This window comes from Nocardioides sp. T2.26MG-1 (assembly GCF_950101795.1).
GTDB lineage: Bacteria > Actinomycetota > Actinomycetes > Propionibacteriales > Nocardioidaceae > Nocardioides.
The window spans coordinates 295,679-320,298 of sequence record NZ_CATNLZ010000032.1 but is presented as its reverse complement, the minus strand read 5'-3'; the positions used below and the strand labels follow the sequence as shown (position 1 = coordinate 320,298).

The 24,620-nt window shown below is 71.6% G+C and carries 27 protein-coding genes; 17 read left to right on the top strand and 10 right to left on the bottom strand.

Going from position 1 to position 24,620, the window contains the following annotated elements; translation table 11 throughout:
- Positions 1-31: 31 nt before the first annotated feature.
- Entirely contained in the window at positions 32-1,321 is a 1,290-nt protein-coding gene (locus QQZ14_RS16570; protein ID WP_284535474.1) for an endo-1,4-beta-xylanase, read from the top strand.
- On the opposite strand, the gene fadD8 is transcribed toward QQZ14_RS16570, so the two are convergent.
- On the bottom strand, positions 1,318-2,937 hold the full coding sequence (gene fadD8, locus QQZ14_RS16565) for a fatty-acid--CoA ligase FadD8 (RefSeq protein ID WP_284535473.1): 1,620 nt from the start codon (positions 2,935-2,937) through the stop codon (positions 1,318-1,320). The genes QQZ14_RS16570 and fadD8 overlap by 4 nt on opposite strands.
- A gap of 204 nt (positions 2,938-3,141) precedes the next feature.
- Entirely contained in the window at positions 3,142-4,200 is a 1,059-nt protein-coding gene (locus QQZ14_RS16560) for an LLM class F420-dependent oxidoreductase (protein WP_284535472.1), read from the bottom strand.
- A gap of 61 nt (positions 4,201-4,261) precedes the next feature.
- On the opposite strand from QQZ14_RS16560, the gene QQZ14_RS16555 reads away from it, so the two are divergent.
- The 4 genes from QQZ14_RS16555 (at position 4,262) to QQZ14_RS16540 (ending at position 7,908) form a co-directional block, all read left to right on the top strand.
- Positions 4,262-5,269 (top strand): Zn-ribbon domain-containing OB-fold protein, encoded by a 1,008-nt coding sequence (locus QQZ14_RS16555; protein WP_284535471.1) that lies wholly within the window; start codon positions 4,262-4,264, stop codon positions 5,267-5,269.
- 31 nt (positions 5,270-5,300) lie between these two features.
- Positions 5,301-6,353 (top strand): thiolase domain-containing protein, encoded by a 1,053-nt coding sequence (locus QQZ14_RS16550; protein ID WP_284535469.1) that lies wholly within the window; start codon positions 5,301-5,303, stop codon positions 6,351-6,353.
- Positions 6,353-7,519 carry a thiolase domain-containing protein gene (locus QQZ14_RS16545; protein WP_284535468.1) on the top strand — a complete coding sequence of 389 codons (1,167 nt, stop codon included), beginning with the start codon at positions 6,353-6,355 and terminating at the stop codon, positions 7,517-7,519. The genes QQZ14_RS16550 and QQZ14_RS16545 overlap by 1 nt, the downstream gene beginning before the upstream one ends.
- Positions 7,520-7,593: 74 nt before the next feature.
- Positions 7,594-7,908 (top strand): helix-turn-helix domain-containing protein, encoded by a 315-nt coding sequence (locus tag QQZ14_RS16540; RefSeq protein ID WP_284535467.1) that lies wholly within the window; start codon positions 7,594-7,596, stop codon positions 7,906-7,908.
- 7 nt (positions 7,909-7,915) lie between these two features.
- Here QQZ14_RS16540 and QQZ14_RS16535 read toward each other — a convergent pair whose 3' ends face one another.
- Genes QQZ14_RS16535 through QQZ14_RS16525 form a run of 3 tightly spaced genes read right to left on the bottom strand, consistent with a single transcriptional unit; the run spans position 7,916 to position 9,942 of the window.
- Positions 7,916-8,695 carry a maleylpyruvate isomerase family mycothiol-dependent enzyme gene (locus QQZ14_RS16535; protein WP_284535466.1) on the bottom strand — a complete coding sequence of 260 codons (780 nt, stop codon included), beginning with the start codon at positions 8,693-8,695 and terminating at the stop codon, positions 7,916-7,918.
- Positions 8,696-8,713: 18 nt separating this feature from the next.
- Positions 8,714-9,334, bottom strand: coding sequence for a ClpP family protease (locus tag QQZ14_RS16530; protein ID WP_284535465.1), 621 nt, complete (start codon positions 9,332-9,334; stop codon positions 8,714-8,716).
- A gap of 5 nt (positions 9,335-9,339) precedes the next feature.
- Positions 9,340-9,942 carry a ClpP family protease gene (locus QQZ14_RS16525; RefSeq protein ID WP_284535463.1) on the bottom strand — a complete coding sequence of 201 codons (603 nt, stop codon included), beginning with the start codon at positions 9,940-9,942 and terminating at the stop codon, positions 9,340-9,342.
- Positions 9,943-10,073: 131 nt separating this feature from the next.
- Between QQZ14_RS16525 and map the strand changes: the two genes are divergently transcribed.
- Complete coding sequence (gene map / locus QQZ14_RS16520; protein WP_284535462.1) at positions 10,074-10,844, top strand: type I methionyl aminopeptidase; 771 nt, start codon at positions 10,074-10,076, stop codon at positions 10,842-10,844.
- Here map and QQZ14_RS16515 read toward each other — a convergent pair whose 3' ends face one another.
- Complete coding sequence (locus QQZ14_RS16515) at positions 10,845-12,086, bottom strand: cytochrome P450 (RefSeq protein WP_284535461.1); 1,242 nt, start codon at positions 12,084-12,086, stop codon at positions 10,845-10,847.
- Positions 12,087-12,238: 152 nt separating this feature from the next.
- On the opposite strand from QQZ14_RS16515, the gene QQZ14_RS16510 reads away from it, so the two are divergent.
- Both QQZ14_RS16510 and QQZ14_RS16505 read left to right on the top strand, forming a co-directional pair.
- The gene (locus QQZ14_RS16510) at positions 12,239-13,402 is read left to right on the top strand and encodes a steroid 3-ketoacyl-CoA thiolase (RefSeq protein WP_284535460.1); all 1,164 of its coding nucleotides are present in this window, start codon (positions 12,239-12,241) and stop codon (positions 13,400-13,402) included.
- Between the two features lie 175 nt (positions 13,403-13,577).
- Positions 13,578-14,519 (top strand): type IV toxin-antitoxin system AbiEi family antitoxin domain-containing protein, encoded by a 942-nt coding sequence (locus QQZ14_RS16505; RefSeq protein WP_284535459.1) that lies wholly within the window; start codon positions 13,578-13,580, stop codon positions 14,517-14,519.
- Positions 14,520-14,612: 93 nt separating this feature from the next.
- Here the strand turns inward: QQZ14_RS16505 and QQZ14_RS16500 are convergent, their stop codons facing one another.
- Positions 14,613-15,494, bottom strand: a complete 882-nt coding sequence (locus QQZ14_RS16500) for an SDR family oxidoreductase (protein ID WP_284535458.1) — start codon at positions 15,492-15,494, stop codon at positions 14,613-14,615.
- Positions 15,491-16,240 (bottom strand): SDR family oxidoreductase, encoded by a 750-nt coding sequence (locus QQZ14_RS16495; protein ID WP_284535457.1) that lies wholly within the window; start codon positions 16,238-16,240, stop codon positions 15,491-15,493. Before QQZ14_RS16495 ends, QQZ14_RS16500 begins: the two co-directional genes overlap by 4 nt.
- 62 nt (positions 16,241-16,302) lie before the next feature.
- Here QQZ14_RS16495 and QQZ14_RS16490 point away from each other — a divergent pair, with 62 nt between their 5' ends.
- Genes QQZ14_RS16490 through QQZ14_RS16475 form a run of 4 tightly spaced genes read left to right on the top strand, consistent with a single transcriptional unit; the run spans position 16,303 to position 19,773 of the window.
- A complete protein-coding gene (locus QQZ14_RS16490; RefSeq protein WP_284535455.1) occupies positions 16,303-17,073 on the top strand; it encodes an enoyl-CoA hydratase family protein in 771 nt (256 codons plus the stop codon).
- The gene (locus QQZ14_RS16485; protein ID WP_284535454.1) at positions 17,070-17,963 is read left to right on the top strand and encodes a CoA transferase subunit A; all 894 of its coding nucleotides are present in this window, start codon (positions 17,070-17,072) and stop codon (positions 17,961-17,963) included. Before QQZ14_RS16490 ends, QQZ14_RS16485 begins: the two co-directional genes overlap by 4 nt.
- Positions 17,960-18,709, top strand: a complete 750-nt coding sequence (locus QQZ14_RS16480) for a CoA-transferase subunit beta (RefSeq protein ID WP_284535453.1) — start codon at positions 17,960-17,962, stop codon at positions 18,707-18,709. The genes QQZ14_RS16485 and QQZ14_RS16480 overlap by 4 nt, the downstream gene beginning before the upstream one ends.
- On the top strand, positions 18,706-19,773 hold the full coding sequence (locus QQZ14_RS16475) for an NAD(P)H-dependent flavin oxidoreductase (protein ID WP_284535452.1): 1,068 nt from the start codon (positions 18,706-18,708) through the stop codon (positions 19,771-19,773). Before QQZ14_RS16480 ends, QQZ14_RS16475 begins: the two co-directional genes overlap by 4 nt.
- Here QQZ14_RS16475 and QQZ14_RS16470 read toward each other — a convergent pair.
- Positions 19,770-20,426 carry a hypothetical protein gene (locus tag QQZ14_RS16470; protein ID WP_284535451.1) on the bottom strand — a complete coding sequence of 219 codons (657 nt, stop codon included), beginning with the start codon at positions 20,424-20,426 and terminating at the stop codon, positions 19,770-19,772. The genes QQZ14_RS16475 and QQZ14_RS16470 overlap by 4 nt on opposite strands.
- A gap of 110 nt (positions 20,427-20,536) precedes the next feature.
- Between QQZ14_RS16470 and QQZ14_RS16465 the strand changes: the two genes are divergently transcribed.
- Genes QQZ14_RS16465 through QQZ14_RS16455 form a run of 3 tightly spaced genes read left to right on the top strand, consistent with a single transcriptional unit; the run spans position 20,537 to position 22,686 of the window.
- Positions 20,537-21,826, top strand: a complete 1,290-nt coding sequence (locus tag QQZ14_RS16465; protein WP_284535450.1) for a DUF3604 domain-containing protein — start codon at positions 20,537-20,539, stop codon at positions 21,824-21,826.
- A 9-nt stretch (positions 21,827-21,835) separates the two neighbouring features.
- On the top strand, positions 21,836-22,330 hold the full coding sequence (locus QQZ14_RS16460) for a hypothetical protein (protein WP_284535449.1): 495 nt from the start codon (positions 21,836-21,838) through the stop codon (positions 22,328-22,330).
- The gene (locus QQZ14_RS16455) at positions 22,327-22,686 is read left to right on the top strand and encodes a hypothetical protein (RefSeq protein WP_284535448.1); all 360 of its coding nucleotides are present in this window, start codon (positions 22,327-22,329) and stop codon (positions 22,684-22,686) included. Before QQZ14_RS16460 ends, QQZ14_RS16455 begins: the two co-directional genes overlap by 4 nt.
- Before the next feature lie 18 nt (positions 22,687-22,704).
- Here the strand turns inward: QQZ14_RS16455 and QQZ14_RS16450 are convergent, their stop codons facing one another.
- Positions 22,705-23,538 (bottom strand): SCO6745 family protein, encoded by an 834-nt coding sequence (locus QQZ14_RS16450; RefSeq protein ID WP_284535447.1) that lies wholly within the window; start codon positions 23,536-23,538, stop codon positions 22,705-22,707.
- Positions 23,539-23,666: 128 nt separating this feature from the next.
- On the opposite strand from QQZ14_RS16450, the gene QQZ14_RS16445 reads away from it, so the two are divergent.
- Both QQZ14_RS16445 and QQZ14_RS16440 read left to right on the top strand, forming a co-directional pair.
- Positions 23,667-24,221: a TIGR03086 family metal-binding protein gene (locus QQZ14_RS16445; protein ID WP_284535446.1), complete on the top strand. Its 555-nt coding sequence runs from the start codon at positions 23,667-23,669 to the stop codon at positions 24,219-24,221.
- Between the two features lie 108 nt (positions 24,222-24,329).
- The gene (locus QQZ14_RS16440; protein ID WP_284535445.1) at positions 24,330-24,620 is read left to right on the top strand and encodes an excalibur calcium-binding domain-containing protein; all 291 of its coding nucleotides are present in this window, start codon (positions 24,330-24,332) and stop codon (positions 24,618-24,620) included.

Below are 24,620 nucleotides of genomic sequence, written 5' to 3'. Positions count from 1 at the left end.
CATGTCAATCGTTATCGATAACGATTTCGACGTGATCACCCTCTCTCTCTCCCACCGTTCCCACCGCTCGGCCGTGACCGTGCGCACCGCCGACGGCGCACCCCGCCCGGACACCGAGGTGACCGTCCGGCAGGTGCGCCACGCGTTCGCGTTCGGCAACATCGGCTTCGACTTCGTCGACCTCGCGGCCGGCGAGGTGGGGATCGAGGCGGACGGGCCCCACGTGTTCGGCGGAGCCGACCGCGAGTCCGCCCAGCGGCTCGTCGGGCTCTGGCTCGACGTCTTCAACACCGCCACCCTGCCGTTCTACTGGGCCGGCTTCGAGCCCACCGAGGGCCGTCCCGACACCGAGCGGATGCTCGCCGCTGCGCGCTGGTTCCGCGACCGCGGAGTCTCCCTCAAGGGCCACCCGCTCGTGTGGCACACCCTGGCGCCCGACTGGCTGCGCGGGCGTCCCGACCCGGAGGCGGAGGACGTCGTCCGTGCTCGCGTCCGACGCGAGGTGACGGCGTTCGCCGGCCTGATCGACACGTGGGACGCGATCAACGAGGTGGTGATCATGCCGGTCTTCGACAACGAGGCCGAGCAGAACGCGATCACCCGGCTCTGCCGCCGGATCGGGCGGATCCCGACGATCCGGCTCGCCTTCGACGAGGCCCGCGCCGCCAGCGACCAGGCGGGAGCCGGCGTGCGCCTGGTGCTCAACGACTTCGACATGTCGACGGCCTACGAGTGCCTCATCGAGGGCGTTCTCGAGGCCGGTATCCGGGTCGACGCGATCGGGCTCCAGAGCCACATGCACCAGGGCTACTGGGGCGAGGAGCGCACGCTCGCCACTCTCGAGCGGTTCGCCCGGTTCGGCCTGCCGCTGCAGATGACGGAGACCACGCTGCTGTCCGGCGATCTGATGCCCGCCGACATCGAGGACCTCAACGACTACCAGCCGGCCAGCTGGCCGTCGACGCCCGAGGGCGAGGCGCGCCAGGCCGACGAGCTGGTCCGCCACTACCGCACACTGCTCTCGCACCCCTCGGTCGAGGCCGTGAACTACTGGGGCATCACCGACCGCGGCGCCTGGCTCGGGGCCCCCGCCGGGCTGGTCCGTCCCGACGGCACGCCCAAGCCGGCGTACGACGCCCTCCGGCGGCTGGTCAAGGAGGAGTGGTGGCTCTCCCCCACCACGATGCGCACGGACCACGAGGGTCGGCTCCAGGTGGAGGGCTGGCCGGGCGACTACGCCCTGGAATGCGGCGGGGCGATTGCCACGTTCGCCCTCGCCGCGGGCGCCCCCGAGCTCGAGGTGACCCTCGGCCGGCGCTAGCCGACCGCGCGGTCGCCGGTCCAGTACTGCGCACGCAGGGCCTTCTTGTCGGGCTTCCCCAGCGCGGTGAGCGGCAGCGACTCGGCCACGATCACCTGCTTGGGCGCGTGCACCGAGCCCTTGCGGTCCTTGACCATCTCCTGGATCTCTGCGGTCATCCGGGCGATGGCCTCGTCGTCGCGCGGCGCCTCGGAGCGGAGCACCACGATCGCCGTGACGGCCTCGCCGAACTTCTCGTGCGGGGTGCCGATCACGCCGACCTGGGCCACGGCCGGGTGTGCGGCGACGACGTCCTCGACCTCGCGCGGGAACACGTTGAAGCCGCCGGTGACGATCATGTCCTTGGTGCGGTCGACGATGTACCAGAAGCCGTCGTCGTCCTCGCGGGCCACGTCGCCGGTGTGCATCCACCCGTCGCGGAAGGTCTCGGCTGTCTCGTCGGGGAGGTTCCAGTAGCCCCCGGCCAGGAGCGGCCCGGCCACGCAGATCTCGCCGGGCTCGCCGGCAGGCACCGGCCTGCCGTCCTCTCCGAGGAGCGCGGCCCGGATGAACGCCGACGGGCGGCCGCAGGACGCGAGCCGGCGCTCGTCGCCGGTCACGTGGTCCTCCTTGGCGAGGTAGGTGATCGCCATCGGCGCCTCGGACTGGCCGTAGTACTGCGCGAAGATCGGGCCGAACCGGTCGATCGCCTCCTTCAGCCGCACCGGGTTGATCGCGGAGGCGCCGTAGTAGACGGTCTCCAGCGAGGACAGGTCACGGGTCTGGGAGTCCGGGTGGTCCATCAGCGCGTAGAGCATCGAGGGCACCAGCATCGTGGCGGTGATGCGCTGCTCCTCGATGGTGCGCAGCACCTCGGCCGGGTCGAACTTGGCCAGCACGTAGAGACAGCCGCCCTTCAGCACCGTCGGCACGAAGAAGGCCGCGCCCGCGTGCGAGAGCGGCGTGCACATGAGGAAGCGCGGCGCCTCGGGCCACTCCCACTCGGCCATCTGGATCTGCGTCATCGTGTGCATCTGGCGCGAGGTCCCGATCACGCCCTTGGGCTTGCCGGTGGTGCCGCCGGTGTAGGTGATCGACACGATGTGGTCCGGCTGGAGGGTCACCGCCTCGAGCGGCAGGGGGTCGAACGACGCGGCCGCCGCGGTGAGGTCGAACCCGACGTGGCTCAGCTCGTCGGGCACCGGTCCGATCGTGAGGACCTTCTCGAGCTTGGGGCAGCGCTCGAGCAGACCGATCACCCGCTCGACGAACATCGGCACCGGGTCGATGGTGATCGTGGTGATCTCGGCGTCGTTGATGACGTACGCGTGGTCCTCGAGCGAGCCGAGCGGGTGCAGCGACGTACGCCGGTAGCCCTGGGTCTGCCCGGCGCCGAGGATGAACAGCACCTCGGGGCGGTTGAGCGCGAGCAGCGCCCCCGCCGTGCCCCGGCCGGCGCCGAGCGCCTCGAACGCCTGGACGTACTGGCTGATCCGCTCGGCGGTCTCGCCGCCGGTCAAGGTGGTCTCCCCCAGGTGCATCACCGGCTGGCTGCGGTGCCGCTTCAGCGCGGCCACCATGAGGTGGCCGTTGTGGGTCCCGAGTCGCATGTCGTCCGTGGGTGCCGAGTCGCGCATGGGCCCGAGACTAGAACGTGTTCTACGTGGGGGCAATCCTCGTCCGCCCTCGTCCGCGCGACGGGTGATGTCCCGGCTGGACCTCCCCCGTGGGTCCGACCGGGCCGTCCAATTCCAGCCGACCGCAGCGACCGCGACGCCGGATTCCCGGCTCGCGACCGGTTCCCGGACAAACCTGGACAGCCCGGCCGCTCGCGACGGCCGTCAGGCCAGCAGCTCCGCGACGGATCGCACCTCGTCCGGCGAGCCGAGGCTGAGCATCAGCGTGGTCACTCCGGTCTCCTCCCACTGCGCGACCTTCTCGCGCACCTCGCCGGCGGTGCCGATGATGTGCATGTCGTCGACGAGCTCGTCGGGGATCAACGCGGTCGCGCGGTCCTTCTCCCCCGTCAGGTAGAGCTCCTGCACCTCGGCGGCGAGGTCGGCGTAGCCCATCCGGACGAACACCTGGTTGTGGAAGTTCGCCTCCTTGGCGCCCATCCCGCCCATGTAGAGCGACACGAACGGCCGCATCGCGTCGAGCACGGCCCGCTTCTCCTCCGCCCCGGAGACGACCTGGAGGTGGCAGGTGGCCGCGATCTCGAAGCCGGAGCCGCCGCCCCAGGGGGCGGAGTGGCGGGCGCCCGGTCGCGCGAACCCCTCCTCGAGCCACGGCCGGTACATCGCCGCGGACTTGGGCGTGTAGAAGATCGGGATCCACCCGTCGGCGATCTCGGCCGTCTGCGCGACGTTCTTGGGGCCCTCGGCGCCGAGCCAGATCGGGATGTCCGCGCGCAGCGGGTGCACGATCGGCTTCAGCGGCTTGCCGAGCCCGACCGAGCCCGGGCCGCGGTAGGGCAGCGGGTAGTGCGGGCCGTCGTTGGTGACGGCCCGCTCGCGGGCCAGCACCTTGCGGATGATCTCGACGACCTCGCGGGTGCGGGCCAGCGGCTTCTCGAACGGCTGGCCGTACCACCCCTCGACGACCTGGGGTCCACTGACGCCCATGCCCAGCACGACCCGGCCGCCGGAGAGGTGATCGAGCGTCAGGGCGTGCATCGCGATCGAGGTCGGCGCCCGGCCGGACATCTGCACGATCGAGGTGCCGAGGCGGAGGCGGGAGGTCTCGCGCCCCCACCACGCCAGCGGCGTGAAGGCGTCGGACCCCCAGGCCTCGGCGGTGAACACCGCGTCGAAGCCGGCGTCCTCGGCGGCGGCGACCAGCTCGCCGACCCCCTGCGGAGGCTGCGCGCCCCAGTAGCCGAGCTGCAGTCCGAGCTTCATCCGGTCTCTCCTGTCGTGCGGTTGGCTTGCCCGATCCTAGAACGTGTTCTAGTTTCAGACCATGACACGAACACTGTCAGCACCGGTCACCGTAGCGTTCGACTACACCCGCTCGACGGGTCCGGTTCTCGGACGCTTCTTCACCGGCCTGCGCGACGGGCAGATCGTCGGCGGCCGCACCTCGGACGGCCGGGTCGTCGTCCCGCCCCCGGAGTTCGACCCGGTGACCCACGAGCCGCTCACCGAGTTCGTCGACGTCGCGGCGACCGGCACCGTCACCTCGTGGTCGTGGGTGCCGGAGCCGGTGAAGGGCCAGCCGTTCGACCGGCCGTTCGCCTGGGCGCTCGTGACGCTGGACGGCGCCGACACCCCGATGCTGCACGCGCTCGACGCCTCCTCCCCCGACCAGGTCTCGACCGGGATGCGGGTGCGGGTGCGGTGGGCCGAGGAGCGGGTCGGGGCGATCACGGACCTCGCGTGCTTTGAGCCCGTCGCTGGACTCGACGGAGTCGAGCCCAGCGAGCCCGGGCCAGATCGAGCGCGACCGCAGCCGAGGAACGAGGCTGCGACGGAGCAGTCGAGATCCGCCGACGTCAGCGGAGTCATCACCCCCGTGTCGCTCGACTACATCTACGCCGCGTCCCCCGAGGAGAGCGCCTTCTACCGGGGCCTCAACCAGGGCCGGATCCTCGGCCAGCGCTGCCCGACCTGCCAGAAGGTCTATGTCCCGCCGCGCAGCGCCTGCCCGGCCGACGGCACGCCGACGGCGGAGGAGGTCGAGGTGTCGCAGACCGGCACCATCACGACGTTCTGCATCGTCAACGTGCCGTTCCTGGGGCAGAAGATCACCCCGCCGTACGTCTCGGCGTACGTCCTGCTCGACGGCGCGGACATCGCCGTGCTGCACCTGATCCTCGGTGTCCCGGCGGCCGAGGTGCGGATGGGCATGCGGGTCAAGGCGGTGTGGAAGCCGGAGGCGGAGTGGACCTACTCGCTGGAGAACATCGACCACTTCGAGCCCACCGGCGAGCCCGACGCCGACTACGACACCTACCGGGACCACTTGTGACGCGGACCCGGCTGGAACTGAGAGGCACGAGATGAGAGACGTTGCGGTCGTCGGGTTCGCCCAGCGACAGATGGCAGAGTTCGACGGTTCCCCGACCTGCGTGGAGCTGCTGGTCCCGCTGTTCGCGGAGTGCTACGAGCAGACCGGCTGGACCCGGCGCGACATCGGGTTCTGGTGCTCGGGGTCGTCCGACTACCTGGCCGGGCGGTCGTTCTCGTTCGTCCAGGCCGTCGACGCGATCGGGGTGATCCCGCCGGTCAACGAGTCCCACGTCGAGATGGACCTGGCGTGGGCGATGTACGAGGCCTGGCTGAAGATCCAGACCGGCGAGGTGGACACCGCGCTCGTCTACGCCTTCGGCAAGGCCTCGGCCGGCGTGCTGCGGCGCACCCTCGCGCTCCAGCTCGACCCGTACACGATGACCCCGCTCTGGCCCGACACGGTCTCGCTCGCGGGCGTGCAGGCGCGCGCCGGCATCGACGCCGGCGCGTGGGACGAGCGGGCGATGGCGGAGGTCGCCAACCGGTCGCTGACGGACGCGGAGAAGAACGAGTACTCCATCCGCAAGGGCGGCTCGTCGGTCGAGGAGCTGCTGTCCCGTCCCGTCTACGCCGACCCGCTGCGCAAGCACGACTGCTCGCCCGTCACGGACGGCGCCGCGGCCATCGTGCTGGCGGCCGGTGACCAGGCCCGCGAGGTCCGCGACCGGCCGGCGTGGATCAGCGGCCTCGCCCACAGCGTCGACCCGATCAGCATGGGCACCCGCGACCTGACCCGGGCACCGTCCGCGGCGCGGGCCGCGGCCGCGGTCGACCTGGGCGGCGTCGAGCTCGCCGAGCTGCACGCGCCGTTCAGCCACCAGGAGCTGATCCTGCGCCGCGAGCTGGGACTCGCGGAGGACGTGCGCATCAACCCGTCCGGCGGTGCGCTCACCAGCAACCCGATGTTCTCCGGCGGCGGGATCCGCATCGGCGAGGCCGCCAGCCGGATCTGGTCCGGCGAGGTGTCCAAGGCCGTCGGGCACGCGACGTCCGGCCCCGCCCTGCAGCAGAACCTGCTCTGCGTCCTGGAAGGAAACATCTGATGGCCAAGCAGCCCGCAGCCGTGGTCGGGGTCGGCCAGACCCACCACCGGGCCAAGCGCGAGGACGTCTCGATGGCCGGCCTCTGCCGCGAGGCGATCGACCGGGCCCTGCTCGACGCGAACCTGACCCTCGACGACATCGACGCGATCGTCGTCGGCAAGGCGCCCGACCTGTTCGAGGGCGTGATGATGCCCGAGCTGTTCCTCGCCGAGTCGCTCGGGGCCGCGGGCAAGCCGCTGCTGCGCGTGCACACGGCCGGTTCGGTCGGCGGCTCCACCGCGATCGTCGCGTCCTCGCTCGTGCAGGCCGGCGTGCACAAACGGGTGCTCACGGTCGCCTACGAGAAGCAGTCGGAGTCCAACGCGATGTGGGCGCTGTCGGTGCCGCTGCCGTTCAACATGCCGGTGCACGCCGGCGCCGGCGGCTACTTCGCCCCGCACGTGCGCTCCTACATCCGCCGCTCCGAGGCGCCCACGCACGTCGGCGCGATCGTCGCCGCCAAGGACCGGCGCAACGCGCTGAAGAACCCCTACGCGCACCTGCGCAACCCAGACACCACCGTCGAGTCGGTGCTGGCGTCGCAGATGCTGTGGGACCCGATCCGGTACGACGAGACCTGCCCGTCCTCCGACGGCGCCTGCGCGCTGGTGATCGTCGACGAGGACACCGCGCGTGCGTCGGCCAACCCGGCGTGGATCCACGGCACCGTGATGCGCTCCGAGGCGACCACCGCCGCCGAGCGCGACCAGGTCAACCCGCAGGCCTCGCGCGACGCGGCGGCCGCGCTCTGGAAGCAGGCCGGCATCACCAACCCGATCGAGGAGATCGACGCGGCCGAGATCTACGTGCCGTTCTCGTGGTTCGAGCCGATGTGGCTGGAGTCGCTCGGGTTCGCCGAGGCCAACGGCGGCGGCTGGCGGCTCTCCGAATCCGGCGCGACGGCGATGGACGGCAAGATCCCGGTCAACTGCTCCGGCGGCGTGCTCTCCTCGAACCCGATCGGAGCGTCGGGCATGCTGCGCTTCGGCGAGGCCGCGCTCCAGGTGCGCGGCGCCGCCGGGGAGCACCAGGTCGACGGCGCCCGCAGGGCGCTCGGCCACGCGTACGGCGGCGGATCGCAGTTCTTCGCGATGTGGGTGGTCGGCTCCGAGAAGCCCGCGAACTGAGGGCCCTGACGGGTCGTCCGCCTCTCGCACCTCTATGGACCACCTCAGGCGGACGACCCGGCTAGAGTCGGGCCATGGGTGACGTCGTCGCATTCCCGGTCCCGCCGCAGCGCTCCCCCGCGCCCGAGCCCGAGCCGCTCTGGCGGGAGGCCGTGGGGCATGAGCTGCGCGAGGAACGGCGTACGGCGGGCCGCACGCTCGCCGACGTCGCCGGCGAGGCCGGCGTCTCCACGCAGTACCTCTCCGAGGTCGAGCGCGGCCGCAAGGAGCCGAGCTCCGAGGTGCTCGGCGCGGTCGCCGGCGCGCTCGGGCTGCGGCTGGTGGACCTGACGTCGCGGGTCAGCCGCCGGCTGACCCGGATCTCGGGGCCGGTCTGCCTCGCGGCGTGACGCCGGGTCAGTAGCCCGGGAAGACCTTCCGCAGGTCGTCGAGGGTCACGTTGCCGGTGACCTGCACGTCCTCGGGGGTGTACTCCGGCTTCAGCCGCCCGGTCAGCAGCCGCACCGCGGCCTCCTGCGGGCCTTCGAACGTCGCCGTGGCATCGGCCGGCTCGGCGCTCGTCACCGCGACCTGGTCGGTCACGACCAGCCCGCCGCCCGGGATCGTGACGCGGGCCGGATCGGCGAGCAGCTCGGGCTTGGCGGAGAATCCGAGCAGGAACGCCAGCGGCCCGTCGTACAGCTCGACCAGCAGCTGCGCGGACTCCGGGTCGAGGCCCGCGTTGGGGTCCAGACCGACCCGGACGTCCCAGGCGTGCGCCGCGACCTCGTTGAGCCGCATGCCGAGCGCGACCACCAGCGGCACCGGCTCGGGCAGGAAGCCCAGGTCGATCAGCAGCGAGTCGCGCTGCTCCGGGGTCAGCGACTCGACGGTCTCGAGGACGGCGCCGTCGTGCTCGACGAAGCCCGCGGCCTGGTCGATCGGGCTTGCCGCGTCCCACCGCGCCCAGACCGCCTGGTTGTCCTCCTCCTCGAACGGCCGGCCGGCCGCCCGGGCGAGCGGCTTCGCGAAGATCTCCGCGCCGCTGCCGAGGTGCGACAGGACCTGCGCGATGGTCCACTCCGAGGCACCGCTCGGCCCGGTCAGGTGGTCGTCGGTGAGGTTGGGCAGCACCGCCACGAGCGTGTCGTGGTTGGTGCGCAGGGACGTGATGACGCGGTTCACGAGTTCGCTCATGTCGGGCCCAACCCCGGGTCAGGCCCCCTTGTTCCTCAGCTCGGTGGCGACCTTGCGGCTGTCGAGCACCACGTCGGCCAGCCCGTAGTCGACGGCCTGCTGTGCGGAGAGGATCAGGTCGCGGTCGGTGTCCTCCCGCAGCTGCTCGACGCTCTGGCCGGTGTGGTGGGAGAGGATCTCCTCCATCTCCGCGCGCAGCCGGACGATCTCCTTGGCCTGCAGCGCGAGGTCGGGCAGCGTCCCCTGGCCGCCGCCGGAGGGCTGGTGCAGCACCACCCGGGCCCGCGGCAGCACGGTGCGGCTGCCCGGCGCGCCGGCGGCGAGCAGCACCGCCGCGGACGACGCTGCCTGGCCGACGCACGTCGTACCGACGGGTGAGCGGATGAACTGCATGGTGTCGTAGATCGCGAGCATCGCGGTCACCGATCCGCCCGGGGAGTTGAGGTAGAGGCTGATCGGCTGGTCGGGGCTCTCGGACTCCAGGTGCAGCAGCTGGGCGATGACGACGTTGGCGACGCCGTCGTCGATCTCGGTGCCGATGTAGACGATGCGGTCGGTGAGCAGCCGGCTGTAGATGTCGACCGCGCGTTCGCCGCGGACGGTCTTCTCGACGACGCTGGGGATCGTGTAGGTGGACATCGCGGTCACCGCAGCCCGAAGGACGGGGTCGGACGTGCGGGGGTCACCGCGCGTACGTCGCTGAGCACCTCGTCCACGAAGCCGTACTCGCGCGCCTCCTCGGCCGTGAACCACCGGTCGCGCAGCGAGTCGCGCTCGATCACCTCGACCGGCTGGCCGGTGTGCTCGGCGATCAGCCCCGTCATCACGTTCTTGGTGTGCTCGAGGTTCTCTGCCTGGATCTCGATGTCGATGGCGGTCCCGCCGATGCCCGCCGAGCCCTGGTGCATCAGCACCCGTGAGTGCGGGAGCGCGTAGCGCTTGCCCGGCGTACCGGCCGACAGCAGGAACTGGCCCATGCTGGCTGCCAGCCCCATGGCCAGGGTGCTGACGTCGTTGGGGATCAGCCGCATGGTGTCGTAGATGGCGAGTCCGGCGCTGACCGAGCCGCCCGGCGAGTTGATGTAGAGCGCGATGTCGCGCTTCGGGTCCTCCGCGGAGAGGAGCAGCAGCTCCGCGCAGAGCTTGTTGGCGATGTCGTCGTCGACCTGCTGGCCGAGGACGATGATCCGCTGGTGCAGCAGCCGGTCGGCCGCGGACAGGCCGGCGAGCGAGGGTGTCTGGGTCATGTCCTCGAGCCTGCGGGCCCCGGGCCGCGGATCCCAGCGGATCCGCCCGGGGCAGATCTGCCCTGAGCGGATGTACCCGAGCGGATGTACCTGGGCGGAGGACCGTGGTGGCCCTGGATAGGGTCCACTCCATGATCGAGCTCCGCACCCCTGCCCAGATCGAGCAGATGCGCCCGGCCGGCCGGTTCGTGGCGGACGTCCTCACCGCGCTCGCCGAGCGCGCGGACGTCGGCGTCAACCTCCTCGAGCTCGACGCGCTCGCGCACCAGATGATCCGCGAGCGGGGCGCGGAGTCCTGCTACATCGACTACCACCCGTCGTTCGGGGCCTCGCCGTTCGGCAAGGTGCTGTGCACGTCGGTCAACGACGCGGTCCTGCACGGCCTCCCGCACGACTACCGGCTGCAGGACGGCGACCTGCTCAGCGTCGACTTCGCCGCGAGCGTCGACGGCTGGGTGGCCGACTCGGCGCTCAGCCTGGTCGTGGGCACCCCGCGGCCGGAGGACCTCGAGCTGATCGAGGTGACCTCGCGCGCGCTCGACGCGGCCATCGACGCGGCCCGCGCGGGCAACCGGCTCGGTGACATCTCCGCCGCGATCGGCGACGTCGCCCGGGCCGCCGGACTGGGGATCAACCTCCAGTTCGGCGGGCACGGAGTCGGCCGGACCATGCACGGCGAGCCGCACGTCGCCAACGACGGGCGCCCCGGCCGCGGGCTGAAGCTGCGACCGGGGCTGGTGCTCGCGCTGGAGCCGTGGTTCCTGCACACCACCGACGAGATCTACACCGACGCGGACGGCTGGACGTTGCGCAGCAAGGACGGCTCCCGCGGGGCTCACATGGAGCACACCGTGGCGATCACCGCGGACGGTCCGCTGGTGCTCACCCAGCGGACCACCTGATCAGGCGTACCTGACCTGGAGGTCCTTGATCCCGTTCACCCACGAGTGGCGCAGCCGCGAGGGCTCGGCCAGCTTGGTGATGTCCGGGGCGTAGTCGGCGAGAGCCTCGAAGATCACCCGGATCTCCTGGCGAGCCAGGTTGGCACCCACGCAGTAGTGCGCGCCGTGACCGCCGAAGCCCACCTGCGGGTTGGGGTCACGCAGGATGTTGAACGTGAAGGGGTCGTCGAACACGTCCTCGTCGAAGTTGGCGCTCGCGTAGAACAGCGCAGCGCGCTGGCCCTTCTTGAACTGCACGCCCCCGACCTCGACGTCGTTGAGGGCGGTGCGCTGGAAGACGCTGACCGGCGTGGCCCAGCGGACGACCTCGTCGACCATCGTCGCCGGCCGGTCGCGCTTCCAGATCTCCCACTGCTCCGGGTTGTCGAGGAAGGCGTTCATGCCGTGCGAGATCGCGTTGCGCGTGGTCTCGTTGCCGGCGACCGCGAGGAGGATCACGAAGTAGCCGAACTCGTCGTCGGTGAGCCCGCGCTCGCCCTTGTGGGCGTTGATCAGCTTGGTGATCAGGTCGTCGCGCGGGTTGGCCTGCCGGTCGGCGGCCAGCATCATCGCGTAGCCGAGGATCTCGGCGGCCGCCACCTCGTTGTTGCCGGCGTAGTCGGGGTCCTCGCCGGCCAGCATCTGGTTGGACCACTCGAAGAGCTTGTGGCGATCCTCCTGGGGCACCCCGATCAGGTCGGCGATCGCCTGGAGCGGCAGCTCGGCGGCGATGTCCTCCACGAAGTTGCCGGTGCCCCGCCCGACGGCGTCCTTGACGATCGAGGTCGCCCGCTGGGTCATCTGGTCCTCGAGCTCGGCGATCGACCGCGGGGTGAAGCCGCGCGAGATGATCGCCCGGGTGGCGGTGTGCTCGGGCGGGTCCTGGTTGATCAGGATGACCCGCTGGAGCTCGATCTGCTCGCGCAGCATCTCGCCGGGGAACCGGATGATCGCGCCGTTCTCGTACGTCGACCAGTTCTTGCTGTCCTTCGAGATCGCCGAGACGTCCGCGTGCCGGGTGACCGCGTAGTAGCCGGTGCCGGACTCCTCGGTGAAGCCGCTGCGGACCTCCGGGGGCTGCTCGACCCAGATGATCGGCGCGTGCTTGCGGGCGGCACGGAACTGCTCGTGCGGGATCGCCGCTTGGTTCACGTCGGGATCGGTGAAGTCGAAACCCTCGGGGAGGACGTCGGTTGCGGTCACAGGGGGCTCCCTCAACATTCGCTGGCTGGAACACGTTCTAGTGACAGAGACTACATACCCGAAGTACGTAGCGGAAGATTTCGAGACGCCTCGTCCCTCGGCTCCTCAATCCAAGGGTTGTCGCAAACAAGAACGTGTTCTAGTTTGCTCCCATGGGCACCCCCGTGATCGTCGACGCCGTCCGCACCCCCCTCGGCAAGCGCAAGGGCTGGCTGGCCGGCGTGCACCCCGCCGTACTCCTCGGGTTCGCGCAGTCCCAGGTGCTCGCGCGTGCCGGGATCGACTCCGAGCTGGTCGAGCAGGTGGTCGGCGGCTGCGTCACCCAGGCCGGCGAGCAGTCCAACGACATGGTCCGCCGCGCCTGGCTGCACGCCGGGCTGGCCCGGCACACCGGCGCGACCGCGATCGACGCACAGTGCGGGTCCGGCCAGCAGTCCGCGCACCTGGTGCACGACATGGTGGCCGCCGGCACGATCGAGGTTGGCATCGCGTGCGGGGTCGAGTCGATGTCGCGCATCCCGCTCGGCGGCAACGTCCCGCCGGGACTCGGCGACCCCCGGCCCGAGGACTGGACGATCGACCTGCCCAACCAGTTCGAGGCGGCCGACCGGATCGCCCGCAACCGCGGCCTGACCCGGGCCGACCTCGACGCGTTCGGCCTCGCGTCGCAGCAGAAGGCACGGGTCGCCGTCGACGAGGGACGGTTCAAGCGCGAGATCGCGGCGTACGACGCCCCCGTGCTCGACGAGACCGGCGCCCCCACGGGCGAGACCCGGCTGGTCGACACCGACCAGGGTCTGCGCGAGACCACGCTCGAGGGGCTCGCCGGCCTGAAGTCCGTGCTCCCGGACGGGCTGCACACCGCCGGCACGTCCTCGCAGATCTCCGACGGCGCGTCGGCGGTGCTGATCATGGACTCCGACCGCGCTCGGTCGTTGGGACTCACCCCGCGGGCCCGGATCGTCACGCACTGCCTGGTCGGCTCCGACCCCTACTACCACCTCGACGGCCCCATCGACGCGACCCAGCGGGTGCTCGACCGCACCGGCATGGCGATCTCCGACTTCGACCTGTTCGAGGTCAACGAGGCGTTCGCGTCCGTCGTGCTCTCCTGGGTCGGCCAGCACCGTGTCGACCTCGACCGGGTCAACGTCAACGGCGGCGCCATCGCCCTGGGCCACCCCGTCGGCTCCACCGGCACCCGCCTGATCACCACCGCCCTCCACGAGCTGGAGCGGCGCGACGGCAGCACCGCCCTGATCTCCATGTGTGCCGGTGGTGCCATGGCCACCGGGACGGTGCTCGAGCGCATCTGAGGCGGCGGCGGGGGCTGGGACGGCCCGCGCGAGTTTCGTCGGCCGGCCGACGAAACTCGACCCTGGACGACGAACCTTCGTCGTCCAGGGTCGAGTTTCGTGGTGGGCGACCACCCTTTCCACAGGCCGATGAGAGGCGTGGTGCGCGACGGCACGAGCCGGGAAGTCTCCGGCCATGTTCGACATTCCGTTCGACGAACACGGCCTGCTACTTCGGCGTACCGCCGTGGCCCGTGGCTACGACGACGACTGGCTGCACCGCATGATGAAGTGCGGCGCACTGATCAGGATCCGGCACGGCGTTTACGCCGACCCTCGGATCTGGGCGACAGCGGGCGCCGTAGGACAGCATCTGCTGCTCTCCCGGGCCGTCATGCAGCAGTACGACGACCGGGTCGCGCTCTCGCATGCCAGCGCCCACCTCCTCCGCGGCGGACCGGACTGGGGGCTGACGTTCGACACCGTCAACATCACGAACCTCTTCGGGCGAGGCGACCGCAAGAAGGCGGGCATCACGCACCATCGAGGCAAAGTCCGGGTCGGTGACGTCACCCGCATCGACGACCACTGGATCACCGCGCCGTCGCGCACCGCCGTGGAGACAGCCGCCCAGGCGAGCCTCGTGCCCGCGGTGTGCGTCCTCGACTGGACCCTCAACCAGGGCCTGGCAACCCGCGAGGAACTCGAGCTCTACAGCGAGGAGTACCTGCGGGAGTGGCCCGACACGTTGATGCTCCCAGTCGCGGTCGGCCGCAGCCACGAAGGTTCAGAGTCCGTGGGCGAGACACGCACGCGGCTGGCACTGGAGAACCAAGGCTTCCACCCGATCCCTCAGTGGAAGGTGTTCGACCCATCCGGCCGGCTCGCCGGTCGGGTCGACCTGCTGCTCGAGGCCCAGGGAGTGATGGTGGAGTTCGACGGCCGCATCAAGTACGGACGGCTCCTGAAGCCCGGACAGACGATCAAAGACGTCATCCGCGCGGAGCGCGCCCGGGAGGTCCTGCTCGAGGAGCTCACCGGCCTCCGGATGCTCCGGGTGACCTGGCCTGATCTGGACGATGAGCAGCGGCTCGCCGCCCGGGTCTGGCGCGTCGCGAACCAGCGCCGCGCCAGCTGAGACTCGTCACCGCCACGAATCTCGTGCTTGGACGACAAAGCTTCGTCGTCCAAGCACGAGATTCGTCGGCCGGCCGACGAAACTCGCGGGCCCCTACGCCCCGTACACCGGCTCAGGGTCAGGAGCGGCGTCGAAGAGCGCGCGCAGAGCCGGACCGACCTCGGCCGCCTCCCACCTGCGGCCGAGGTCGTGGGCGGGGCCGTGCGCCCACCCGGTCTCCACGGTGATGGTCGAGCCGTCGATCTCGACGACGCGACCGGTGACGTCCCCGGCCTCGACGGACGCGAGCCAGGCGACGATGGGCGAGTTGTCCTCGGGCAGCGCCATCGCGGAGGTGTCGAACGCGCCCTCGGTCATCCGGGTCCGGGCGACCGGGGCGATCGCGTTGACGGTCACGCCGTACCGCCCGAGCTCCTGCGCGGCGACGAGCGTGAGCCCGGCGATGCCGGCCTTGGCGGCGGAGTACGTCGCCTGGCCGACCGAGCCCTGCAGCCCCGCGCCGGACGAGGTGTTGATGACGCGCGCCGCGCGGACCCGCCCCTCCTTCGCCTCCGCGCGCCAGTACGCCCCCGCGTGCCGCAGCGGCGCGAAGTGGCCCTTGAGGTGCACCCGGATCACCGCGTCCCACTCCTCCTCGGAGGTGTTGACGAGCATCCGGTCGCGCACGAACCCGGCGTTGTTGACCAGGATGTCGAGGCCGCCGTACGTCGAGATCGCCTGCTCCACCATCGCGGCGGCCTGCTCGAAGTCGGCCACGTCGGCGGTGTTGACCACCGCCCGCCCTCCAGCAGCGGCGATCTCCGCCACCACCGCGTCGGCCGGGGTCTCCCCGGTGCCCTCGCCTGCGAGCGAGACGCCGTAGTCGTTCACGACGACGGCCGCGCCGTGCCGCGCGAGCTCGAGCGCGTGTGCGCGCCCGATGCCGCGGCCGGCACCCGTGACGATCGCGATCCGGCCTTCGAGCAGTGAGGTCATGAGAGTCCCTTCTGGACCAACAGGAAGGCGGGCGTCTCTCCCCCGCCGTGACAGGCGACGGTCGCGCCCGAGACGTACGACGCGAGGTCGCTGGCCAGGAACGCCGCGACGTTCCCCACCTCGTCGGGCTCGGCCATCCGGCCGAGCGGGATGGTGCGCTCGATGGCGGCGACCGACGCGTCGTCGCCGTAGTGGTCGTCGGTCTGCTCGGTGCGGCAGAGCCCGACGTCGATCGCGTTCACCCGGACCTTCGGCGCCCACTCCATCGCCAGCGACGCGGTCAGCGAGTCGAGCCCGGCCTTGGCGGCGGCGTACGCCGCGATCGTCGGGGCCGGGCGGCCCGCGGAGATCGAGGAGATGTTGACGATCGCGCCGCCGGTGTCCTGGCCCTGCATCACGGCGTTGGCCGCCTGCGCGCAGGCCAGCGGGGCGAGGAGGTTGAGCGCGACCACCTTCTCGTGGAAGCGCGGCGAGGCCGTGGCGGCCTCGGCGGCCGGTGCTCCCCCGGCGTTGTTGACCAGGATGTCGAGCCGGTCCAGCGACGCCACGAGGTCCCGCACGGCGTCGGGGTCGCGGACGTCGCACACCCGGTGCGTCGTCCCCGGCACCGGCGACGCCTCGGAGCGGGAGCAGGTCACGACCGTGGCACCCGCCGCGACCAGCGCCCGGGTGATCCCGAGCCCGATCCCCTTCGTCCCGCCCGTGACGAGCGCGACGCGTCCGGAGAGGTCCACGGTCAGCGTCATGCTGATACCCTACCAAGCACTTGCTTGGTTTCGACAAGCTCAACCCCAGGGTGAGGACGTCCATGACGATCACTTCCGAACTCCGCCCGGACGGCATCCGGGTGGTGACCATGAACGCGCCGCCCGTCAACGCGCTGACCGTGCAGGGCTGGTTCGACCTCGCCGCCGCGCTCGACGAGGCCGGCGCCGACCGGGACACCAAGGTCGTGGTGCTGCGCGCCGAGGGCCGCGGCTTCAACGCGGGCGTCGACATCAAGGAGATGCAGCACACCACCGGGTTCGACGCCCTGATCGGCGCCAACAAGGGCTGCTTCGCCGCGTTCAAGGCCGTCTACGAGTGCGCGGTGCCGGTGATCGCGGCGGTCAACGGGTTCTGCCTCGGCGGCGGGGTCGGCCTGGTCGGCAACGCCGACTGCGTGGTCGCCAGCGACGACGCCTACTTCGGCGTGCCCGAGGTCAAGCAGGGCGCTCTGGGCGCTGCGACCCACATGGCCCGCCTGGTCCCCCAGCACATGATGCGCACGCTGTACTTCACCGCGCGCACGATCAAGGCCGCCGACCTGGTGCAGTTCGGCAGCGTGCTCGAGACGGTCCCCCGCGATCGCCTCGACGAGGCGACGCTCCAGGTCGCCGGCGAGATCGCCGGCCACGACACCCGGGTGATCCGGGCCGCCAAGGAGTGCCTCAACGGCATCGACCCGATCGACGTCAACAAGAGCTACCGGTTCGAGCAGGGCTTCACGATGGAGCTCAACCTCGCCGGCGTGAGCGACGAGCTCCGAGACGAGTTCGCCGGGACGGAGAAGAGCTCCCAGAAGAAGGGATCAGTGTGACCAAGGGACCACGCGACAAGCGGATGAGCATCGACGAGGTCGTCGGCGAGCTGCGGGACGGGATGACCGTCGGCATCGGCGGCTGGGGCCCGCGCCGCAAGCCGATGGCGCTGGTGCGGGCGGTCCTGCGCAGCGAGCTCAAGGACCTGACCATTGTCAGCTGGGGCGGCGCCGACGTCGGCCTGCTCGCCCGCGCCGGCAAGATCCGCAAGCTGGTCTACGCGTTCGTCTCCCTCGACTCGGTCCCGCTGGAGCCGAACTTCCAGAAGGCCCGCCAGGAGGGCACGATCCCCGAGCTCGTCGAGCTCGACGAGGGCATGTTCCAGACCGGCCTGCGCGCCGCCGCCCAGCGGCTGCCGTTCCTGCCGATGCGCGCCGGGCTCGGCTCCGACGTGCTGGTCAACCAGCCGTGGATCCAGACCGTCACCAGCCCGTACGACGGCCCCGACGGTCGGCAGGAGGAGCTCGTCGCCGTACCCGCCCTCCCCCTCGACGTGGCGCTGGTCCACCTCAACCGGGCGGACCGGCACGGCAACGCGACGTACCTCGGGCCCGATCCCTACTTCGACGACCTGTTCGCAATGGCCGCCGAGCGCACCTACGTCAGCTGCGAGCAGATCGTGGACACCGCGGGCCTGACCGTCGACACGCCCGTCCAGCGGCTGCTGCTGAGCCGGATGATGGTCGCCGGCGTCGTCGAGACCCCGAACGGCGCGCACTTCACCACGTGCACGCCCGACTACGAGCGCGACGAGCGCTTCCAGCGGGCGTACGCCGCGGCCGCCGGCAGGTCCGACGAGGACTGGGCCGCGTTCAGTGCCCGGTTCCTGGAGGGCGACGAGGCGACCTACCAGGCCGCCGTCCAGGCATTCCAGGAGGAGCAGGCATGACGCGCGCCGATGTGTGCGCCGCGGCGATCGCGGACGCGTTCAAGGACGACGGCGAGATCTTCGCCAGCCCGATGGGCCTGCTGCCGATGCTCGGCGTCCGGCTCGCCAAGCTGACCAGCAACCCCGACCTGGTGATCTCCGACGGCGAGTCGCTGTTCCTCGCCGGGGTGCCGCCGCTCACCGCCTTGGGCGACGTGGTCGAGGGCTGGATCCCGTTCCGCAAGGTCTTCGACGTCGTCGCCTACGGCAAGCGGCACGTGATGATGGGCGCCACCCAGGTCGACCGGCACGGCAACCAGAACATCTCCGCGATCGGCGACTGGGCCCGCCCGAAGCGGCAGCTGCTCGGCAGCCGCGGCGCGCCCGGCAACACCGTCAACAACCGCACGTCCTACTGGGTGCCCAAGCACTCCCCGCGCGTCTTCGTCGAGCGCGTCGACATCGTCTCCGGTGTCGGGCCCAAGCGGGCCGCGGAGGCTGGTCCCGCGGCGGCCCGCTTCAACGACATCCACCGCATCGTCACCAACCTCGCCGTCCTCGACGTCAAGGGCACCGACGACACCGTGCGGCTGCTCAGCCTCCACCCGGGCGTCAGCGCCGACGACGTGCGGAGCGCCACCGGGTTCGAGATCGAACTCCCCGACGACCTGCCGACGACCCGGGAGCCCACCATGGAGGAGCAGGTCATCATCCGCGAGGTGCTCGACCCGAAGGGCCTGCGCTTCAAGGAGGTGCCGGCCGAGTGATCGAGCAGCTGCTCCGCACGCCCTTCACCGATCTCGTCGGCGTCCGCCACCCGGTCGTGCAGACCGGCATGGGCTGGGTCTCGGGCCCGCGGCTGGTCAGCGGCACGGCCAACGCCGGCGGACTCGGTATCCTCGCGAGCGCGACCATGACGATCCAGGAGCTCGAGCGGGCCATCGTCGAGGTCAAGGACCGCACCGACCAGCCGTTCGGGGTCAACCTCCGCGCCGACGCCGTCGACGCCCCCGACCGCTGCCGGCTGCTCATCGAGCACGGCGTGAAGGTCGCGTCGTTCGCGCTCGCCCCCAAGCCGGAGCTGATCGCGACGCTCAAAGAGCACGGCATCGTCGTGATGCCCTCGATCGGCGCCGCCAAGCACGCCGTCAAGGTCGCCTCCTGGGGGGCCGACGCGGTGATGGTGCAGGGCGGCGAGGGCGGCGGCCACACCGGCCCGGTGCCGACCACACTGCTGCTCCCGACGGTCCTGGACGCCGTGGAGATCCCGGTGGTCGCGGCCGGCGGGTTCTTCGACGGTCGCGGGCTCGCGGCCGCGCTGTCGTACGGCGCCGCCGGGATCGGCATGGGCACCCGGTTCCTGCTCACCCAGGACAGCGCCGTGCCTGACGCGGTCAAGCGGCTCTACCTCGAGCGCGGCCTCACCGACACCGTCGTGACCGCCAAGGTCGACGGGATGCCGCACCGGATGCTGCGCACCGAGCTCGTGGAGGAGCTCGAGGAGACCAGCGCCGTACGCCGGATGGGCCCGACGCTCCGGCGAACGCTGGAGTTCAAGCGCACCAGCGGGATGTCCTGGCCCGATCTGCTGAAGGACGGCCGCGGAATGCGCAAGGCGCAGGGACGCACCCTCGCCCAGATGGCCCTCGCCGCCAACACGCCGATGATGCTCAAGGCCGGCCTGGTCGAGGGCGACACCTCCGCGGGCGTGCTCGCCAGCGGCCAGGTCGTGGGCGTGATCGACGACCTGCCGACCTGCGAGGAGCTGCTCGACCGCGTGGTCACCCGCGCCGCCGACGAGCTGCGCCGCGCGTCGGCGTACGTGCTCTAGCGTCCCGGCACGAGCCCCTTGGGCGGCGCCCACTCCCCCGTGGCGCGCAGCTGCTCGTAGATCGCGTACTCCGGCGCGAAGAACTCGTCGAGCCGCGCGCGCAGGGTGCGGCTGAGCTGCGGCTCGGGCCGCACGTCGGACCGGTTGTCGACGTGGACGTCGATGCCGCCGCCGACCTTGGCGCCGATCCAGGTCTGCCAGACCTGCGGCTGCTCGAGTGCGAACAGCCGGTCCACCCCGATGTCGAGCTCGTCGCTCATCGCCACGAACCGCGCCGGCCGGCCGCGGAGGGTCCCGGGCCGCGGGTCGTTGTCGACGTACCTGCCGACGAACTCCTCGAAGCTGATGCCCGCGGTCGACTTCGACGGCTCCACCTGCTGCAGTGAGGGCCGCTGGCGGTAGCGCCACCACGACTCGAGCCAGGCCGTGGGCTCGCGGAACAGCGAGACCAGCTCGTAGTCCTCGCGCTCGTAGCCCGCGTTGCGCAGCACGGGGACGATCAGGTTGTGGAACGAGCGGCAGTTCATGTGCTTGAGCCGCGGGTTGCCGCGCAGCACCAGCTCGGCATGCCCCTGCAGCGAGCGCACCAGCGACGTGGACGCGCACTTGGGCATCGACAGCAGCACGAACCCGTGCGCCGGCACGCCGATCATGAGCACCCCTGTCGTCGGACGGTGGACCAGCGCAGCCTAACGGCCTGAGGTTCGCTCGGAGTTCACCCGCCCGATCGTCACCCCCGAGCGGGGCACGCGTTGGGCCGGTCATGTGCGACGGCCACCACCACGGAACCCTCCCCTCGCGTCCCCTCACCCGGCGCGCCACGATCGCGGCGGGAGCCGGCCTGCTGATCGCCTCCTCGCTCGGTCCGGCGACGGGCGCGATCGCCGGCACCGGTGCCTCCCGGTCCTCCCGCCTGACCCGCGGCACCCGTCTCGTGCACGCCGACCTGCACAACCACACGCTGCTCTCCGACGGGGACGGCGATCCGGCGCTCGCCTTCGACTCCATGCGCGCCGCCGGGCTCGACGTCGCCGCCCTCACCGACCACGCGACCCTGTCGGACAACCTGCTCGGCGACGTGCTGGCCGGGATCCTGCCGCCGGAGTACACCCAGGTCGGCGGCCTGACCCGGTCCGGCTGGAGCCGGACCCAGCAGTACGCCGACGCCGCGAACCAGGACGGCACCTTCACCGCGATCCGCGGCTTCGAGTGGTCGGAGCCGCTGATCGGGCACGTCAACGTCTGGTTCACCGAGCACTACACCGACGTCCTCCAGGCCGGGCTGATGCAGCCGCTGCTGGCGTGGCTGCGCCGCAAGCCCGGCCTCGTGCTCGACGGCGGCGCCGACGGCCTGGCCGGGTTCAACCACCCGGGCCGTGAGCCGGGCCGGTTCCAGGAGTTCACCTACGACCCACGGGTCCGCGACCAGGTGGTGTCCCTGGAGATGTTCAACCGGCGCGACGACTACGTGTTCGAGGGGTGGGCCGACGGGAAGACCTCGCCCCTGGTCGCCTGCCTCAACGCCGGTTGGCGCACCGGCATCACCGGCGTCACCGACGAGCACGGGACCGACTGGGGGTTCCCGGAGGGCAAGGGCCGCACGGGACTCTGGGTGCAGGAGCACTCGCGGGCGGGCGTGAAGCAGGCGATGCGGGCGCGCCGGTTCTTCGCGACGCGTACGTCGGGTCTGCGGCTCGACGCGACCGCGACGCCGCGCGGCGGGCCAGCCCGGCGGATGGGCTCGGAGCTGCCGCTGCGTTCCGGGACGGTCCGGTTCCGGCTCGACCTGGCCCGCGACCAGTCCTGGGCCGGGCGGCCGCTCAGCGTGCAGGTGCTGCGGCCCGGCGCCGAGGCACCCACGGTCGTGCACGTCGAGGAGTTCCGGGTCGGCCCGGTCGTGGCGTTCGACGTACCTCTCGACGTCGCGGACGGCGACTGGGTGCTGCTGCGCGTGGCGGACCCCGCCCAGCCCAACGCCTCCCCCGGGCCGGCCGGGCATCCGTGCAACGACCTCGGCGTCGCCTACACGAGTCCGTGGTGGCTCGTGCCCTAGCCTTCCCGGGTGAACACGCTGGGCCGCGCGGTCCTCCTCTCGATGATCCCCGTGAACGTGCTCGTGATCGCCTGGATCGCGATCGGCCGGGTGGCGTACGGCGTGATCGGGTGGTTCTGGATCATCCTGCTGGTGACCGCGGTGCCGCTCGCGCTCATCGCGCTGCTGGTCACCACCGTCCTGGCCTGGACCCAGCACGGCCGGCCCCGGTCGTTGACCGGTCTCCAGGCCGCCGGCCAGCTCGTCACCTGGGCCGGCCTGGTGGTGTTCGGGGCGTTCATGCCGGACTTCGGGGACACCGACGACAGCCAGGTCGCGCTGCTCACCCAGGCCTTCGGCTACTCCGACAGCCTGTTCGAGCTCAGCTTCCTGGTGTCGACGGCCGGCGCCGTGGTCGCCATCGCCGGGTACATCGTGCTGCTCAGCACGCTGAGCTTCGTCCGCCGCCCCGCGCCCGCCCCGCCTGCGGGTCGTCCCAGGGGCGGGGCGACAATGGCCGCGTGAGCGAGCAGCCCGTACGCAAGCGGCCCCGGCACCTGATGGACCCGGACAACCCCCGCCGCGAGATCCGCAAGCCGAGCGACTCGGGCCCGATGCACCTCGAGCCGGTGCAGAAGTGGGTGCTCTCGGCGCTGGCGTTCACCACGATCATCCACATGTCCGGCGGGCTGGTGATCGCGGCGCTGTACGTCGAGGACACCCGCACCGACGCCCAGGTCGGGCTCAACGTCCTCGCCGCGGCCTTCGGCGTGATCGCGATCGCGGTGGCCCGGGCGATCCACCAGAAGAAGTTCGTCTCGCCCTGGCTGCTGCTGGGGCTCGTGCCCGGGATCGTGGGGCTGTACCTCGTGCTGCGCTGACCCGGGACTGGCGGCCGACTACCGCGACCCGGTGGCGCGGAGCCTGGCGGCGACCGGCTCCAGCGACGACGTCAGGTCGGCGAGCTCGGCCGGGTCGAGCTCCTCGTACGGCGCCTCGGCGAGCGCATCGGTCAGTGACTCGATGCGGGCCTTCGCCTCGCGGCCCGTGTCCGTGAGGTGCCCCGCGTCGTCGACGAGCCCTCGCTCCCGCAGGCCGGACATGACCGCGGCGAGCCGCGCCGCGGGCAGGTGGTGGATGCGGCCGAACGACTCTGCAGGGTAGATGCCCATGGCGAGGGCGCCGAGCACGTGCGCCTCGGTCCCGCCGATCCGCTCGGACACGAGGGCGACGACGTGGCCGTCACCCCGGTGCTCACGCAGCATGTTCGCCGCGTGCCAGAGCCGGGCGACGGGCTCCTCGGGCATCGGGAGCGTGCGGAGCCCGGCGTACATGACCCGACCCTCGGTCGGTGCGCTCGTGGACGCCTTCGCGAGCAGCTCGGCGGCGCGCGCGAGCCCAGGAGTCCCGACGAGGTCGCCGAGGATGCGCCGCAGCGCCGCGACACAGCCGCGCAGGCGCGCGGCGTAAGCCGCCTCGGGCGTGGCGGCCTCCCAGACCTTCGGGATGTGCCGGGCGACCTCGCCCTCGGCGAAGCTGTAGAAGGCCGCGTGGACCACCTCGGCCGGCACCCGGCCGAGCGGCGCCGAGCGCCCGGCGAAGTAGCCGTCCCAGTAGCTCCCGAGGCCGAGCGCCGCCATCTCGTCGTTCGGCTCGTCGGCGAAGAAGTTCACCAGCGCGATCGGCTCGGTGAGGTCGAACATCCGGCGGGCGACCGGCTCCCGGTGCTGCATCGTGCGTCTCCCACGGTCGTGGCGGTCCCTGCGACAGCCTCTCACCAGGGCTACGAACGTGATCGCCGCCGCACGACAGCGTCAGGTTGCCGGAGTGCCCGCTCGGCGGGCCAGTCTAGGCTGCGGCCGTGGAACTGATCGAGGCCGCGTCTGCGGAGCTCGTCCGAGTCGTACGCCGGCTCCCCGACGACTCGTGGGACCTCCCGACGCCGTCGGAGATCTCGGTGCGCGAGCTCGTCGAGCACGTGGTCGTCGGCAACCGCTTCACCGCGATGCTGTTGGCCGGCGTCTCCCGGGCCGAGGCCCGAGCAGGCCTGGGCGGTGACCAGCTCGGAGCAGACCCGGCAGCGGCCGTCGTCGAGTCGGCGCGCCGGCAGCAGGAGGGGTTCGCCGCGTCGGCGCCGGGACAGGTCCTCGACGGCCCGAAGGGCGACATCACGGCGGAGGCGTTCCTGCGGTTCCGCCTCGTCGACCTGGTGGTCCATGCCTGGGACCTGCTGCGGGCCACCGGGCAGGACGAGACCCTCGACCCGCAGGTCGTGGACCGGCTGCTCGAGGTCGTCCAGCCTCATCTCGACGAGATGCTCGCCTTCGGTGCGTACGGCGCCGGCCCCAGCGGGACCCTCCCGCCGGACGCCGACCCGCAGCGGCGCCTGCTCGACATGTTCGGCCGCCGCCCGTAGCGATCTCGCCGATCTCGGGACGCGTACCCGGCCGCGGGGTTACGGTCGCCGCGTCGACGGGGAGGCGCACCGGTGTCTCGCCGCGGCGTCCAACGTCAGGGAGAGATCATGTTCACTCGGGTCGGCACAGTCGTCCTCACCATCGCGGTCACCGCGGCGCCCCTCGTGGTCGTCGCGGCCGGCCCGGCCGACGCCGCGGCCGGCGGCCGGTACTACTCGAACTGCGACGCCCTGCACCGCGATTACCGGCACGGCGTCGCGAAGAGCGCCGCGGCTGCGGCCAAGCAGGTCCGCGACGGCTACGGGCGTCCCTCGACCAGCCGGACCGCGCGCGCCGTCTACGCAACCAACCACTCGCGGCTGGACCGCGACGACGACGGGACGGCCTGCGAGGCGTGA